Source organism: Peptostreptococcus canis (genome assembly GCF_014229965.1).
Lineage (GTDB): Bacteria > Bacillota > Clostridia > Peptostreptococcales > Peptostreptococcaceae > Peptostreptococcus > Peptostreptococcus canis.
Window position 1 is genome coordinate 44,761 of the sequence record NZ_JABGBW010000007.1, and the last position, 14,948, is coordinate 59,708.

The 14,948-nt window shown below is 29.4% G+C and carries 18 protein-coding genes and 1 pseudogene; 18 read left to right on the plus strand and 1 reads right to left on the minus strand.

Annotated elements, in window-relative coordinates; all coding sequences use genetic code 11:
• Nucleotides 1–7: 7 nt before the first annotated feature.
• Genes HLB29_RS07720 through HLB29_RS07785 form a run of 14 tightly spaced genes read left to right on the plus strand, consistent with a single transcriptional unit; the run spans nt 8 to nt 10,697 of the window.
• Entirely contained in the window at nt 8–409 is a 402-nt protein-coding gene (locus tag HLB29_RS07720; protein ID WP_185624600.1) for a phage tail assembly chaperone, read from the plus strand.
• Between the two features lie 17 nt (nt 410–426).
• The gene (locus tag HLB29_RS07725) at nt 427–585 is read left to right on the plus strand and encodes a hypothetical protein (protein WP_185624618.1); all 159 of its coding nucleotides are present in this window, start codon (nt 427–429) and stop codon (nt 583–585) included.
• A 49-nt stretch (nt 586–634) separates the two neighbouring features.
• Nucleotides 635–2,947, plus strand: coding sequence for a phage tail tape measure protein (locus HLB29_RS07730; RefSeq protein ID WP_185624601.1), 2,313 nt, complete (start codon nt 635–637; stop codon nt 2,945–2,947).
• Nucleotides 2,948–2,960: 13 nt separating this feature from the next.
• Entirely contained in the window at nt 2,961–3,650 is a 690-nt protein-coding gene (locus HLB29_RS07735) for a LysM peptidoglycan-binding domain-containing protein (RefSeq protein WP_185624602.1), read from the plus strand.
• Nucleotides 3,651–4,727 (plus strand): XkdQ/YqbQ family protein, encoded by a 1,077-nt coding sequence (locus tag HLB29_RS07740; RefSeq protein ID WP_185624603.1) that lies wholly within the window; start codon nt 3,651–3,653, stop codon nt 4,725–4,727. It abuts the gene before it with no gap.
• Complete coding sequence (locus HLB29_RS07745) at nt 4,709–5,605, plus strand: C40 family peptidase (RefSeq protein ID WP_185624604.1); 897 nt, start codon at nt 4,709–4,711, stop codon at nt 5,603–5,605. Before HLB29_RS07740 ends, HLB29_RS07745 begins: the two co-directional genes overlap by 19 nt.
• Complete coding sequence (locus tag HLB29_RS07750; protein ID WP_185624605.1) at nt 5,605–5,928, plus strand: DUF2577 family protein; 324 nt, start codon at nt 5,605–5,607, stop codon at nt 5,926–5,928. The genes HLB29_RS07745 and HLB29_RS07750 overlap by 1 nt, the downstream gene beginning before the upstream one ends.
• Nucleotides 5,925–6,359, plus strand: coding sequence for a DUF2634 domain-containing protein (locus HLB29_RS07755; RefSeq protein ID WP_185624606.1), 435 nt, complete (start codon nt 5,925–5,927; stop codon nt 6,357–6,359). The genes HLB29_RS07750 and HLB29_RS07755 overlap by 4 nt, the downstream gene beginning before the upstream one ends.
• Complete coding sequence (locus HLB29_RS07760) at nt 6,349–7,368, plus strand: baseplate J/gp47 family protein (RefSeq protein WP_185624607.1); 1,020 nt, start codon at nt 6,349–6,351, stop codon at nt 7,366–7,368. The genes HLB29_RS07755 and HLB29_RS07760 overlap by 11 nt, the downstream gene beginning before the upstream one ends.
• A 1-nt stretch (nt 7,369) precedes the next feature.
• On the plus strand, nt 7,370–7,924 hold the full coding sequence (locus HLB29_RS07765; protein WP_185624608.1) for a putative phage tail protein: 555 nt from the start codon (nt 7,370–7,372) through the stop codon (nt 7,922–7,924).
• Nucleotides 7,924–9,375, plus strand: coding sequence for a hypothetical protein (locus HLB29_RS07770; protein ID WP_185624609.1), 1,452 nt, complete (start codon nt 7,924–7,926; stop codon nt 9,373–9,375). Before HLB29_RS07765 ends, HLB29_RS07770 begins: the two co-directional genes overlap by 1 nt.
• 16 nt (nt 9,376–9,391) lie before the next feature.
• A complete protein-coding gene (locus HLB29_RS07775; protein WP_185624610.1) occupies nt 9,392–9,616 on the plus strand; it encodes a hypothetical protein in 225 nt (74 codons plus the stop codon).
• A 6-nt stretch (nt 9,617–9,622) separates the two neighbouring features.
• Nucleotides 9,623–9,874, plus strand: coding sequence for a phage holin family protein (locus tag HLB29_RS07780; protein WP_185624611.1), 252 nt, complete (start codon nt 9,623–9,625; stop codon nt 9,872–9,874).
• 31 nt (nt 9,875–9,905) lie between these two features.
• Nucleotides 9,906–10,697 (plus strand): N-acetylmuramoyl-L-alanine amidase, encoded by a 792-nt coding sequence (locus HLB29_RS07785; RefSeq protein WP_185624612.1) that lies wholly within the window; start codon nt 9,906–9,908, stop codon nt 10,695–10,697.
• A gap of 78 nt (nt 10,698–10,775) precedes the next feature.
• On the opposite strand, the gene HLB29_RS07790 is transcribed toward HLB29_RS07785, so the two are convergent.
• The gene (locus HLB29_RS07790) at nt 10,776–11,681 is read right to left on the minus strand and encodes a DUF2971 domain-containing protein (protein ID WP_185624613.1); all 906 of its coding nucleotides are present in this window, start codon (nt 11,679–11,681) and stop codon (nt 10,776–10,778) included.
• Between the two features lie 812 nt (nt 11,682–12,493).
• On the opposite strand from HLB29_RS07790, the gene HLB29_RS07795 reads away from it, so the two are divergent.
• From HLB29_RS07795 to HLB29_RS07810, 4 genes and pseudogenes are all read left to right on the plus strand, one after another.
• Nucleotides 12,494–12,934 carry a MarR family winged helix-turn-helix transcriptional regulator gene (locus HLB29_RS07795; RefSeq protein ID WP_185624614.1) on the plus strand — a complete coding sequence of 147 codons (441 nt, stop codon included), beginning with the start codon at nt 12,494–12,496 and terminating at the stop codon, nt 12,932–12,934.
• On the plus strand, nt 12,912–13,751 hold the full coding sequence (locus tag HLB29_RS07800; RefSeq protein ID WP_185624615.1) for a pirin family protein: 840 nt from the start codon (nt 12,912–12,914) through the stop codon (nt 13,749–13,751). The genes HLB29_RS07795 and HLB29_RS07800 overlap by 23 nt, the downstream gene beginning before the upstream one ends.
• Nucleotides 13,752–13,807: 56 nt before the next feature.
• A pseudogene (locus HLB29_RS09845) lies at nt 13,808–14,008 on the plus strand (TMEM175 family protein); the annotation flags it as partial.
• 84 nt (nt 14,009–14,092) lie between these two features.
• Complete coding sequence (locus HLB29_RS07810; RefSeq protein WP_185624616.1) at nt 14,093–14,665, plus strand: nitroreductase family protein; 573 nt, start codon at nt 14,093–14,095, stop codon at nt 14,663–14,665.
• Nucleotides 14,666–14,948 lie beyond the last annotated feature (283 nt).

Genomic DNA, 14,948 nt, shown 5'->3' on the forward strand with positions numbered 1-14,948 from the left:
AAAAATAATGAGTATAGTAGATAAATTAATGAAAATAGATGCAGGTGTAGTCAAGAAAAATCAAGGTACTTTAAAAATGAAATTAAAAAGGGTTGGAATTGAACTAGAGTTTAATTGTATTGAAGTTGATTCAGAAAAAGCTACAGAACTAGATGAAGCAACTTTAAATATGTCTTTTAATGGAGGAATTGATATATCAACATTCGATACAAAAATCAAATTGATACTGTTGGGTTGTGAAGACTTTAGAAGTAAAGAATTACAAGAACATTTTGGTTGTACTACTTCAAAGGATTTAATTAAAAAATTATTGACTAAAGATGAGATAGAAAAGTTATCAGACTTTATAGCAGATTTAGGAGGATTAGCAGAAGATATTGATGAAATGGTTGAAGAAGTAAAAAACTAATATGGGAAGATGGCAGAGTGAACTTTATGTATCTAATGTTTAGAGAAAAGGGAATTATGCCATCTTCTACATTTCAGATGAAAAAAGGTGAAAGAATAATAGCAACTGCTTTTCTAAGAGAAGAAATAGAAGAAAGAAAAAAAGCAGCTGAAGAAATTGAAAAAGCATATAATTGATGAAAGGGCTATCATTCGATAGCTCTTTTATTATGTAGAAAGGAGCTATATGGCAAGAGTAATTGAAACAGTATTAAAGCTCCGAGATGATGTAACTAAGAAACTAAAAGGAGCAGAAAGGGCAGTAAATAGTTATACTGGAAAGATGATGACAGCTGGCAGAACGTTAAAGAGAACGGGCGCTAATATGGAATCACTAGGAAGAAACGTATTAGCTCTAAATGCTCCTCTTTTAGCAGTTGGAGGTATGGCACTTAAAACAGGTATGCAATTTGACAAGAGCATGTCTCAAATAAAGGCTGTAAGTGGTGCAACTGGAAAAGAATTTATTTCTTTAAGAGATAAAGCAAAAAGTATCGGAGCTACAACATCTAAAAGTGCATCGGATGCCGCTAATGGTATGATTTATTTGGCACAAGCAGGTTACAAAAATACGGAAATATTAAAATTAGCGAAACCACTTGTTAAGACTGCAATAGCAGGCAATATGGATATGGCCAGAACTTCGAGTTTGCTTGCAGATTCTATGCATTCTGCAAATATCCATATATCACATTCTAATAAATATTTAAATCAGGTGGCTAAAACTGCGAATTTAGCAAATACAGATATCGGTCAATTGATGGAGGCATGGACTAATGCAGGGGGTTCTTTAAGAACCGCAAATATGTCAATGGAACAAACAAATGGTTTACTTGCTATACTAGCAAATGCAGGTATTAAAGGTAGTGAAGCTGGAACATCTTTATCAAGAATATTTATGAATCTAAATTCGACAGGAGCGGAAGCCGGTAAAGCTATGAAAGCTTTAGGAATAAACGTGGCTGATTCAAATGGAAAAATGCGATCAAAAATTGATGTATTGAAAGAATTGAAATTAAAAACAGATAAATTGAGTGAAGCAGAAAAGAATCGCTATATACAAATGATTGGTGGAAAACAATATTCCAATGATCTGAAAATATTACTTGATGGAATGGGAGGTACATTTGATTCGCTAACCGGCAAAATTAATAAATCAAATGGTGCATTAGACAAAATGGCAAAGACTATGGCAAACAATTTATCGGGAGATATAGATGCTCTTAAAAGTACTTGGGAAGCATCATTAATTCATATTTCAGATGCATTAAAACCAATGGCAAGAAATGGTATAAAAAACATTACAGATCTAGTAAAATCTTTACAAAAAATAAATCCTACGATAATAAGAATAGTTGCTAGAATAGTAATATTCATGAGTGTATTTGGTTTATTAAATATTGGTATTGGAATGTTTTTAAAAACCATAGGCGATATGTTGCTTACAGGTGCAAGACTAATAAGGTTTTTTATGGGATTATCTTTAGTTAGTGTAGGAGTAATAGCAGGTATTATAGCAATTGTAGCGGCTGGATATCTACTCTATAAAAACTGGGATAAGGTTAAAGAAATTATTGGAAAAGTTAAAGATAAATTTTTAGAGTTTATCGATTCGACTATAGGTATTAATAATATAAAAAAGACCATTAATGAACTTAAAGAGAAAATAATAGATTTATTAAAACAAGCACAACCCGTTTTAATTTTTTTAGGTGAGCTATTTATGGAGCTATTTGGGGTTATAAAAGCTATAGTAGTTCCAATTGCAAAGCTACTTGGTGAAGTTTTATTATTTGCTTTTAAATATCTTTTTGCAGTCGCAGGAGAAAAGATACTAGGTATAATTAATATTTTTAGTGGGCTTATTGAATTTTTATCAGGTGTTATACAATTTATTGTGGGTGTGTTTACAGGAGATTGGAAAAAAGCATTTGATGGACTTAAGAAAATTGTATCCGGAGGAATAAAAGTTATAAAAGGTATCTGGAGAGCTTTTACAGCTTTTATGAAGATTCCAGTTAAAGTAACAATTAAATTACTATCTAAACCATTTCACAATGCGGTTAATCGTGCTAAGAAGAGTTGGAATAGCTTAAAAGCTTCTGTAGGCAGGGCTATACAAGGTAAAATTACTGCGACAGCAAGTAAATTCAATAAAGTAGTAGAAGGAGTAAAAAAATCATGGAGTAGACTTAAACGATTCTTAAGAAATCCGATAAAAGGAACTGTTAATTTAGTGAGACATGGAAATGTAGATGGTGAGCATAGAACCGGAAGAAATAGAATACCTTTTGATAATTATAAGGCAGTGCTTCATAAAGATGAGATGGTTTTAACAAAAAGACAGGCAGATGAATATCGAAAAGGAAACTATTCCAAAACTAATAAAATTGTGAATGTTAAAATAGCAAAAATAGCGGATGTATTAAAAATTAAAGAAAAAGCAGATTCAGAAGAAGTGGCAAAAGAAATAGCAAAAAAAATAATATTTGCAGTTTAAAAAGGAGATAAAAATGGAAGCATGGTTGAAAACTAAAAATATAACTTTTAGATTTCCTCTTGTACCTGAAGATATTGAAGTTAATAAAAGCTATAATATTATAACAGAAAGATTGGTTAATGGAGAAGAGATATCTATGTATGCAGGTTCTGACTTAAAAAGAACATCTTTATCTTCTCATTTTCCGGCTGATAAGGAACGAACATATCTTGATTTCTATGATTTTCCAGAACCTATTGAATGTGTAAGAATTATCGAAGAAATAGCAAAATCACAATCAGAAATTAGATATATAGTAACTGAATCAGAAATCAATATGAGTATTAAAATAACTGAATTTAAGCGTGGAACAGAAGATGCAACAGGAGATATATATTTTACACTGGGAATTATTGAATATAATCCACCTAAGCCGGTAAGCTGGACACCTCCTGATCCAAAGGTTAATCACGGAGCGGGTGATAAAGTTCATCATAGAAATAAACCTTATAATCTCAAGAAAAGGCCTGATTTTCCACTGGAAAATAATAGAAAAATACATATTGTTAAAAAAAATGATTGTCTTTGGGATATAGCACATAAATATTATAAAAATGGGGCGAAATATAAGATAATCAAAAATAATGTTGAAAATCAGAAAAATTATCCTAGTTTAAAGAAATCTAATGTTATTTATACAAATTGGAAGTTGGTGATTCCGTAAGTGCAAAATAATGTTATATTAAGAGTTTATATACAAGGTGGCAAGTATTGGGATATAACTAATCTAGTGCCTTATGTTAGAATAACAGGAAATGTAGATTCTGTTTCAAGGACACTTGAAACAGAATTATTTCAAAGCGTTGTAGATAGTCAGATAGAACAAATAGGAATAAAAGAAGGATCTAGTGTATGTTTTTACGTTGATGGTGGAAAAGAAATATATAGAGGTAATATAGTCGACATTAGCAAGGAGGAGAATGGAGTATTTAAAATCATTGCTAAAGATGTAGGCTTTATATTAGGAACTGCAAAATTTAATAAAAATTTTGTGAATAAAACACCTGAACAAGTGGCGAAAGAAATTATTAAAGAATGCAGATTAAATATAAATTCTATTGCAAAAACAAATATAAAACTTACTAGATATTTTAGAGATACAAGTGCTTATGATATTATAATGACTTTTTATACGTTAGCATCTCGTCAAAATAAGAAAAAATATATGATGGATATAAATTTAAGAAGTATCAATATTATAGAAAGAGGTAAGGCGCTTACAATTGGTTTTGATAGCGATAGCAATATAACTAATGCTGAATATGGTATTAATATAGAAGAGCTAGTAAATACGGTATCAGTAGTAGATAAAAATGGCAATAAAATATCTCAACATGTAAATAAAGAACTGACAAAAGTTTTTCATTTATTGAAAAATAAAATCTTGGAAGTAGATGATAAATCAAAAGTTAATAAAGACATAATTAATAATGAATTTTATGGTGCAGATAAGACTTGTAGTTTGACAGGGTATGGTAATTACAATTGTAGATCTGGATATAAAGTTCATATTAAGGAACCGCAAACCGGTTTAATAGGCGAATTTTATATAGATGAAGATTCTCATGAATGGAATTCAGGAGGTTATATATGTAATTTAAGCTTAAACTTTAAAAATATAATGGACGAAAAAGAAAGTGGCAGTGAAACTCTTGAACAGAATGATGATAATAATGAAACATCAACAGTAGGTACAAGCGGGGGCATGGGATTACTATTGAAATGCTTAATAAAGTATTGAAAGGAACTCTAGCAGGCAAAGGAGAGTTATTTTATAAGTACGGTAATATGTATAAAGTTAATCCAATGCTTCTCGTTCTTATTGCTAGAACGGAGACCGGTGCAGATATGGATTCCAACTTGGCAAAAAATAATAATAATTTCTTTGGTATAAAAGATCCAGATCCTAGCATACCAAAAACAAAAGGAGGATATGGAAAATATTCATCTGTAGAAGAAGGAATAAAAAGGGGATTTCATTTTATAGGGATATCACATGTTTATACTAAAAAAAGAACATTCGAACAAATAATAGCCAAATGGGCTCCGAAATCAGATGGAAATAATGTAGCTGAATATATAGCCGGTGTAAAAAAATTATATAAAAAATATACCGGAACTGAATGGAATAATTCGAAGTTAGGTTCAGGAGTATCTTCAGATTCAGAAGCTGAAAGGAATATAGTGCATGGAAAGATAACAAGAGGTAATATACAAGGAATTAACGGTATTAATTTTGTAAATCAAAAACAAAAGATAATAGTTGAAGAAGCTTTAAAAGTAGTCGGTAAAGGGCATTATGTGTACGGTGGTAATCGTAACAATATTTATGGAACTGATTGTAGTGGATTTATATATATTTTACATAAAAAAGCGGGAATACGTATTGGAACTACTACAAAAAGTCAAAAATACAACGGGAAGGGAGTATCATTAAAATCAATACTTCCCGGAGATTTCATTGTAATGGATAGTAAATATTCACCTTCTGGAAGGCATGTGGTTTTGTATGTTGGAAATGGTCAAATAGTACATAATTCGGGAGGAAAAGGAGCACCAATTAAAAAACAAAAGCTATACACTTACGGAAAGTATTATGTAAGGAGGTGCTGGGAATAATGAATGGATATAAAGATTTTAAAAAGGCAATACAAAAACTGATAATTGATGAATCGCATAAATATATATTTCTTGCTAAAGTTGAAAAAGTAAATCCTCTAATTTTGAATTCTGATTTTATAGGCAAGGTTGGAGAAGAACAATTATCAATTCTAGAAAATACAAAAACAAATATTGATGGCTATAAAACTGAGATAACTGACAAGCACAATCACAGTATACAAGCAAAAAAACTAAAAGTTGGTGATATAGTTTTATTACTTTTATATCAACAAGAGGTTGAACAAAAGTTTATTATCATAGACAAGGTGGTGAATGTATGACAAATAATTTTCCATTTGTTGGAGAGGAAAGAGACTACATTATTAATCAAGATAAAGATTTACCTGTACCTTATGAAATAGCAATAAATTTTGAAAATGGTGAAATTTTAAGAGAAAATGATGATATAAAAATAGTAAAAAACCTTGAAGCTATTAAAGTATGGGTGTATCTGGCAATCCTAACGCAACGATACAAACATCAAATTTTTAGTTCTGATTATGGTTGCGAACATACAAATCTTATAGGATCTGAATATACAAAAGAATTGACAGAATCGGAAGCTTATAGATATATAGAAGAATGTTTATTAGCCAATCCATATATAGAAAAAGTCAAAAATTTAGGGGTATTTAAAAAAGGTAATAAACTAGAAATTAATATTGAAATTTTTACGAGCTTTGGAAATGAGGTGATGAATATTGAAAGTTAGAAGCAAAGATGAAATTTTAAATTCAATGATTGATAATTTTTCACTTCCTTATCCAGTATATGAAGGAACAATAACTCATGCTATTTTTAGTACAGTTGCTAATGCAATCGCAAGAGAATATTCTATTAAGGATGAAGAAGAAAAACAAATATTTTTAATTGATAGTAGAAATGAATTTTTAGATAAAAGAGCATGGGAATTTGGTTATGATAGAAAAAATGGTGAATTTGCATCAGGAGAGTTGACTTTTGAGGGAACACAAGGAATTGTAATACCAATAGGTTTAAAATTAAAATGTAATGGTATAGACTTTGAAGTATCTGAATCAGGTCAAATTAATGATGAAGGTGAAGGAAATGCATATGTAATATGTACACAATTAGGAAATAAGGGAAATATAAAAGCAGGTACTGAATTTATATGTGATGATATGGATTTCAATAAAATATATAATGCTAATGATCTAGTAGGTGGAATCGACATTGAAAGTGATGAAGATTTTAATACTAGATTTTTTCATACTCAAAGGCATAAAGGAACATCAGGAAATGAAGAGCATTACGAAGAGTGGGCAAAAGAAGTAGATGGAGTAACTGATGCAAAAGCGACAGGTCTTAAAAATGGAAATGGAACTGTAGAAATTGTAATAGCAGGCAAAAATAATGTTGTAGATGAGTTAATTATTAATAAAGTAAAAGAGCACATAGATATTACAAGACCAATCGGTTGTAAAACAACTATCAAGTCAATGAGTGATTATAGCATTAATATAACTGCTAGAATCAAAACCAATTCAGATATTAAATCAGAGTTTACATATTTAGCAAATAATTATTTAAATACTTGTAAAGAAAATATAGTATATAGTAAGCTTTATTCTATTTTAGCTAATATGAGTAATGTAATAGATGTATTGGATTTTTTAGTAAATGACAGTAAAAATAATATTAAAATTACTACCGAACAGAAGGCTAAAGTAGGAATTCTAAAAATAGAGGTGGTGGATTAAGATGTATAGAATTAGAGATTTATATTCTTATTTGCCTTTTATATACAGAAATAAGTATATTGATGAGATACTAAAATGTTGCCAAATCGAAATCGAAAAATTTTTTGATGATCTGATTAATTCCGAAAAAGAATATCAAGTATCAACTGCCACTTATTCGCTTGCATGGTGGTGTGATTTTGTTGGTATTGATTATGATAATAGCTTAGATATTGAGATAACAAGAAGTAATATTTTAGCAAGAATGAAAAGTAATGGAATAACTACTGTAGATGTTATAAAAAAGATTGTAGAATCCTATTCAAATGGTACTTGTGAAGTTATAGAAAACTATTCTGATTATAGTTTTACTATTAAATTTATAGATATTATAGGAGTGCCTAAGAGAATTGATGAAATAAAAAAGATTATTGATAAAGTAAAACCTGCACATCTAGCATATAATTTTGAATTTAAATTTCATACATGGGATGATATCAAAAATACTGGCAAAACATGGGAAGATTGGAAAAAATCAGGCAAGACATGGAATGATTTGAAAGGAGGAATACTTTAATGGAAGGTTACAAAAAGACACAAGAGAATAGATTGAATATAATAACCGGGGAAAATGTAGCCGATATAGACGTTATAAATGAAAATTTTATAATGCATGAGGAAAATTTAGGTAGTATCGATTCAATTGAGTTAGATGGATTTAAAGAAGATAATGAATTTAATTCAAAAAAATCAATAACTAATTTAATAAAATTTATTTGGAAAAAAATTGGTATGCTTTCAAATTTAAAAACTCTAAGTAAAACAAATTTAGTAGATTCAATAAATGAATTATTTATTAAAATCAAAGATAATAAAGAAGATATTAAAAAACTTGATGAAATCACAAAGCCTAATTTAGTTGATAATTCATCCGCTGAATGGAAATCATTGAATATTTATGCGGGTGTTACAAGTGAGTCTGGAATAAAGAAAAATATAGGTGATTTTCTCATTAAACAAGACTATTCAACAGATGATACCTTTACTTTATCTGCAAAGATAGAGTATCAAATTCAAGAACCTGTTTATGGTAAAAAAGCAAAAATAAGTATTCAAGCAAAAGGGGATGTTACTAATAATGAACATATGATATCTTCATCTGTCGAAAAAACCGGAACAGGAGAATTTATACATACTAATAAATTTAAATTAAATTCAAAACAATTAACTAATAACGTATTTAATTTCAGTATGAGAATAGATAACGTATTAATTGGAACATTCAAAGTGAAAGAGTTAAAGATTGAAAAAGGTGAGACTGCAACTGCTTGGTGCTATTCCGCTAATGATATTGTAACATTGGATCAAAAGTTGAATAAATATACTGGAAATTGGAAGGTACATGATGATCCGGTGATGACTTCAATGATAATAGATATGCTATCAACAGTACCTAAAAAAAATACAGGTCAAATCAATGATTTATCGTGGATTGATATTTATAAATTAATCGACGAATATAGAGAATTTATTCCCAAATTTGATAAGCGTTTTTTAAGTGCTTTAATGAGAAATAATGATTTAAAATTTTATTTAACTGGTTTTTTGCCAAAAGTAGTAAAGCAACCATGGAGTTTATATGCATTAACTTCATTTTCTGCGGGCATACATCATATGGTAAAAAATGATTCTAGGTTCAAATTAATACATCAAAAATACTCAACAGTTGAATCAGAGTTAAATAATTGCTGTAAAGATAAAGATATTGTGGTATTTGCATGTTTGGGTAAAAAAAATGGAACTAGCGGTTCAAGTTCGATGTATGCAACTTGGAATAATGGTAATAAACGTACACTTTTAAGCAGCTACGATCTATCTAATCCCCAAAAAGTTGAAAGTGGCACAATATATCAAGTTGGTTTTACTAATTCAGTTTTTTCATTAACTAATGGACAAGTAGCTATCGAAGTATATAAATTCACAGATGATAATATTGACTACAGGGATTGCTTTGATAATCTAAGCTAAAAGGAAAGGGGAAAAAATGACAGAACAAGAATTTTTATGGTATTTAATTAAAGTTGCAATTCCCATAACAGCAATAGCAACGCCGATTCTGAGATTAAATGCTAATATAGTTAAACTTAATGTAAATCTTGAAAATCTGAGAGAACATAACGGTGTTCAAGATACACGACTAAATGCTCATGGGGAGCAATTAGATAATCATGAAGTAAGAATATCAGTTTTAGAAGAGAAAGAGAGGTAAAAATATATGGAATTTAATTTATTACATTATATTAATGAAAGTATGATAGTTCTTGTACCAGTTCTTTATGTAATTGGAATGATGTTGAAAGGGTCAAGGTTTAAAGATGAGTTGATACCATGGGTATTGATGTTCACAAGTATAATCTTTTGTTTAGCACTATCAGGAATAAGTGTACAGTCAGTGATACAAGGAGTATTAATTGCAGGTACAACAGTTTTAGGAAATCAATTATATATTCAGACATTTAAGAGATAGATATAAAAAGTAAAGAAAGTGAGGTAAAGAAATGAGAATATTTTTATCAGTAGGACATTCAATACTTAGAGGTGGTGGATGCACATCTGCAAGTGGTTACGTTAACGAGTATAAATACAATAAGGAACTTGCTCCATATGTAAAAAGAGCTTTAGAATCACTAGGACACACTTGTGATGTAGTGGTTTGCCCAGAGGGGAAATTTACTAACTGGAAACAGGAAAGAGGGTATAAACTACCAATTGCCAATAGTGGCAGATATGATATAGTTGGTGAATTGCATCTTAATGCTTCAAACGGGGTTGGACATGGAATGGAATGTTTATATTACCCAGGAGACCAAAGAGGTTTAGCAATAGCAAATAGAGCTTGTAAGGCATTTCAAGATTTAGGTTTTAAAAATAGAGGTGCTAAAGCTAGAGGAGATTTATATATTATATCTGCTACAAAACCTACAGCAGTTCTATTTGAATCTTTTTTCTGTGATAATAAGCATGATACAGACTTAGCTAAGAAATTAGGATTTGACAAGATAGCTGGTGCCATATGCTATGGTCTAGTCGGTCAGTATCCAAATTTAAATAAAGGGAGTGAAACTAAAGTGAATAAACCAGTTTGTGTAATGTATTTTAGGGATGGCAACAAAACTACTGCTGAATTTATAGCCCAGCAGTTAAATTGTAAGTGCTATAAAGATAATGGCAAAGATTTACCTAATAATGAACACTCCAAGTATGATATTAAATATATAGGCGATCTAGGAAAGACTAGGCAGGATACTGCAAAGGAAGCTTGTAAGAGATTCCTAGGATGGAATATATAAACAGATAATATATATCAAGTAATGTGAAGCAGGGGTAGCGATTAAGTTACCCCCATTACTTTTCTGATTTTGAAGAAATCATCTTATCTTATTTTTAAGCACACTTTCATGTATATTACTTACCTTGTATTTTTCCAATAAAGCGTTCAACAATTCTCTTTTGCTTTCGGTTAAACATGGACTTAAGGTTATTTCCATATTTTCAAATTCCTTATCACTAATTTTCAAATCATAATATTCAAATGGAGAAATAAAATTGTCATTTTCAATATTATCATAATAGTTACTGCTTAATTCGTTTTTTTCAAAAAAGGCTTTAACATCAGTACTTATTACATTGAAAATATATCTCCATTCTTTTTGAAAGCCCCAATGATTATTTTTAGAGAAGCCAAGTTCATTAATATTAAATTCTAATGAATTACCGTTTACTTTTTTTAATGTTGGTCTTAATTTACTTTGATCATCGGTATAATTTATCTTGTATAAAAGATTTTTACAACAAAGGAAGTTAGGGATAAGATAATTGTTATTGAAAAATTCTTCAATGCAAACATAGCTAAAAATAGAATGAGGATAAACAGATTTGTTAGATAGATTTCTTTTTAATTTACCGTTTACTTGAACTATATCTTCATTGTTAAAACTATTTATTTTTTCGCTTTTTATAATAAAGTTATCACTCGTATTTATAATTTTGTTAGCATACACCTGAAAAGGATTAGACTTTAATTTTATTCTAACACCATTATATAAAGAAGCATACATATTCCACATAGGAATACTTTCAGTTTCATCATCAGTCCAAGAACTTACAAAAACCAATTTACATGCGGTTTTAAAATCTTGACTTTCTTGTTCTTGTAAATCATCCATTTTATCTAATGAATTAAATCGTATAGTTTTGTTTTTTAATATCAGAGCCAAATTATCTATAGTTGTATAATGATATAAATAATCAGGTATTTTTTCTTCAGTGGTCATACTAATTTCTCCTAACTTTTTTACTTAAATATTATATATTATATATTATCTTAAAAATTATTAACACTATTGACATTGTTTTTTACTACAAATAAATTTTGGCAATGTTTTGGCAATAAAAAGCGCAAAAAACATACAAATTAAATAAAACAGAAAAAATAAAATCTTGTAATTGCAATGCTTTTAAAATAATAAAAATAAGCAGAACGTATGTTCTAACCATATTACAATGGCGGCAATATCAGCTAAGTAATAGATATATCAATGTGTTCAGCCGAGAGATTCTCTCGGCTTGTAGCATATTGGTACCAAGATTTTTTTCCAATAAAACGTCAGAGACTTCTATTTTTTTTGGATTTCATAGTATCTTCACAATAAATTAGTACAAATGAAGTTTATCCATATAACGCTTTAATTTTTCTATTATTTAATACTTCTTTTTTATAGTGAGTATATTCATATAAAGTAGCAAATTTAATGAAAAAAATATATTATTTTGATATATTTTGAAATATAAAGGTTTAGGGGGAATGATATAATAAATATTAAGTAAAATTCAAATAAATTAGAGTTTAGATTGAAAAAGAACGAAATAACTAGATATTTGATGTAATTAGTGCAGTTTAAATTCTTATAAATGGAATTGGTACAGTAAAAAATATATTTTCGAGTTGACGTAAATAAAAAAATATAAAATTTGATACTATCTAAATGAAAGTTACTATTTACAAAAAGAAAAGTTTGGTGTAATATATATCTATATAGATTATATCTAATTAGATATAAAAGCTATTGAAGGAGGTGAATTACTTTTGCGAAGTACAGAGATAAAAATTTTAATCGGACTTCACAGAAATGTAAATGCTTTGGATAAAAAAACATCTAAAATAGCAGCAGAATATAATTTAACCTTTAGTCAATTTATGGTTTTAGAAGCTCTTTACAGTAAGGGAGATATGAGTGTAGGAGAGGTAAGAGAAAGAATACTCAGTAGCGTAGGAACAATACCTCTTATAGTGAATAACTTAGTAAAAATGAACTATGTAGAGAGACTATCTGATGAGAAAGACAGGCGTGTATGTATACTACATCTGACGAAAGAAGGTTATGATGTAATTAGTAAAATTGCACCTAAAAATGAAGCGATGGTAATAGAAAGTATGGAAGTTTTAGATCAAGAAGAAAAAGAAAAGCTAGTATATCTTTTGAAGAAAGTGGGAGGAAAATTAAATGGAAAGAAAAGTAAAGACTAAGGTAAGAGGTTTTAGAACTACAGATGGAGCAGGCGTGAATTTAGTAAGAGTTTTGGGAAATAATACAACAAAGGAGTTTGATCCTATTTTAATGCTTGATTCTTTTGATAGTGTTAATCCTGATGATTATACAGCAGGGTTTCCAATGCATCCACATAGAGGAATTGAAACAATAAGTTATGTATCAAGAGGCAAGATGGTTCATAGAGATAGCTTAGGTAATGAAGATGGTATTTCAGATGGAGAAGTTCAATGGATGAATTCAGGTTCAGGAATTTTGCACGAAGAAAAAGTGCCAGCTTCGGAAAGACTTTTAGGTGTGCAGCTATGGCTAAATTTACCGGCAAAAGATAAAATGAGCAAGCCAAGTTACAATAGTATTAAAAATGAAGATATAAAGGAAATAGAAATAGAAGGTGGAAAATTAAGGCTTTTAGCAGGAGAATATGGAGAACATCAAGGCTATAAGGGGGATTATCTTCCTCTGGATTATTACGATATCCATTTGAATCCTAATGCAGAAGTTATGCTTACTATGAATATGGATGATTCGGTAATGGTTTTTACTCTTTTAGGTGATATTTACATTAATGGTGAACATATAGAAGAAAAAACAGCTGTCAAATTAACAGAAGGGGACCGTCTTACAATTAAGAATGGTGAAAAGAATGGTCAAGTTTTATATGTGAGTTCAAGAGCATTAAATGAACCAATTTCATGGGCAGGTCCAATTGTAATGAATACACAGGAAGAAGTGCAAAATGCATTTTCAGAACTTAGAAGCAATAATTTCATCAAGGAAAAAGTAGAATATTAAAATTAACTATAAGGAAAAGTGTAATGAGCAGAGGTAGAATGTAGACTTTTAGTGATGGCGTATTAGCAATTGTAATCACAATTATGGTTTTAAAACTTAGTACTCCAGAAAGCTTGACTCTTGATGTAATAAAAGGAGGTTTCCCAACGTTTTTAGCATATATTCTCAGTTTTATTTATGTGGGGATATATTGGGCTAATCATCATCATTTAATCAATATGAATTACAATTGCTCTGATTTGGGTTGTACTGGATAATAGACTTGAAAAAAGCATGATTAAAAAATAGTAAATATGTATGGAAAAAAGTTATGAAATAGAAAACTTAAATAGGAGGTAGTTATGAATATTATAAAATCATTAGCAAATAGAAGAACATATTACAATATTGATAAGAATATACCAGTTTTGGAAAAAGAGATTGAAGAAAAGGTTAAGGAAGTTACGGAATTAGTGCCGGATGCATTCAATATGAAAAGTGCGAGAATAGTTCTTGCCTTTGGTGAAAAACATGAGCAGTTGTGGGATGAAATTTACAATGTTTTTGAAGGAAAAGTACCAAGAGAAAAAATAGATTCATTTAAAGCAGGAGCAGGAACAGTACTATTTTTATATGACGATGGAACTGTTAAGAAAATGCAGGAACAGTTTAGTGCTTATGCAGACAATTTTCCTGTTTGGGCAAATCAAGCAAATGGGATGTTGCAGCTTTCTGTTTGGTCTATGCTAAGAGAGCTAAATGTTGGAGCTTCATTGCAGCATTATAATCCGGTAATAGATTCAAAGGTAAAGGAAATTTTTGATATACCTGAAAGTTATAAATTGGTAGCTCAGATGCCATTTGGTGGTATTGTTAGCGAACCTGATAGAAAAGAAAAAGAGGATATAGATAAAAGAGTAACAGTAAGAAGATAATAGCTTTAATTTTAATTATATAGTATTAATAAAGGATATCTTTATTAACATTGAAGTAAGTAAAAACCAGTATAAAGCACAAACTATGTTTGTGCTTTATACTATTTTTTATAGGAAAATGATATATTAAAAAAATAATCATAAAATAACAACAGTTTTCAAAAAAGATGTGTCAATAACTTGTGAAAATGTCACTTTTGATGGTAGCAAAATTTAAGTTATCAAAATATTATGGTCAAGGATAAATGCACAGCAAAGCTGGCCTTGACCTATAAATATTTTA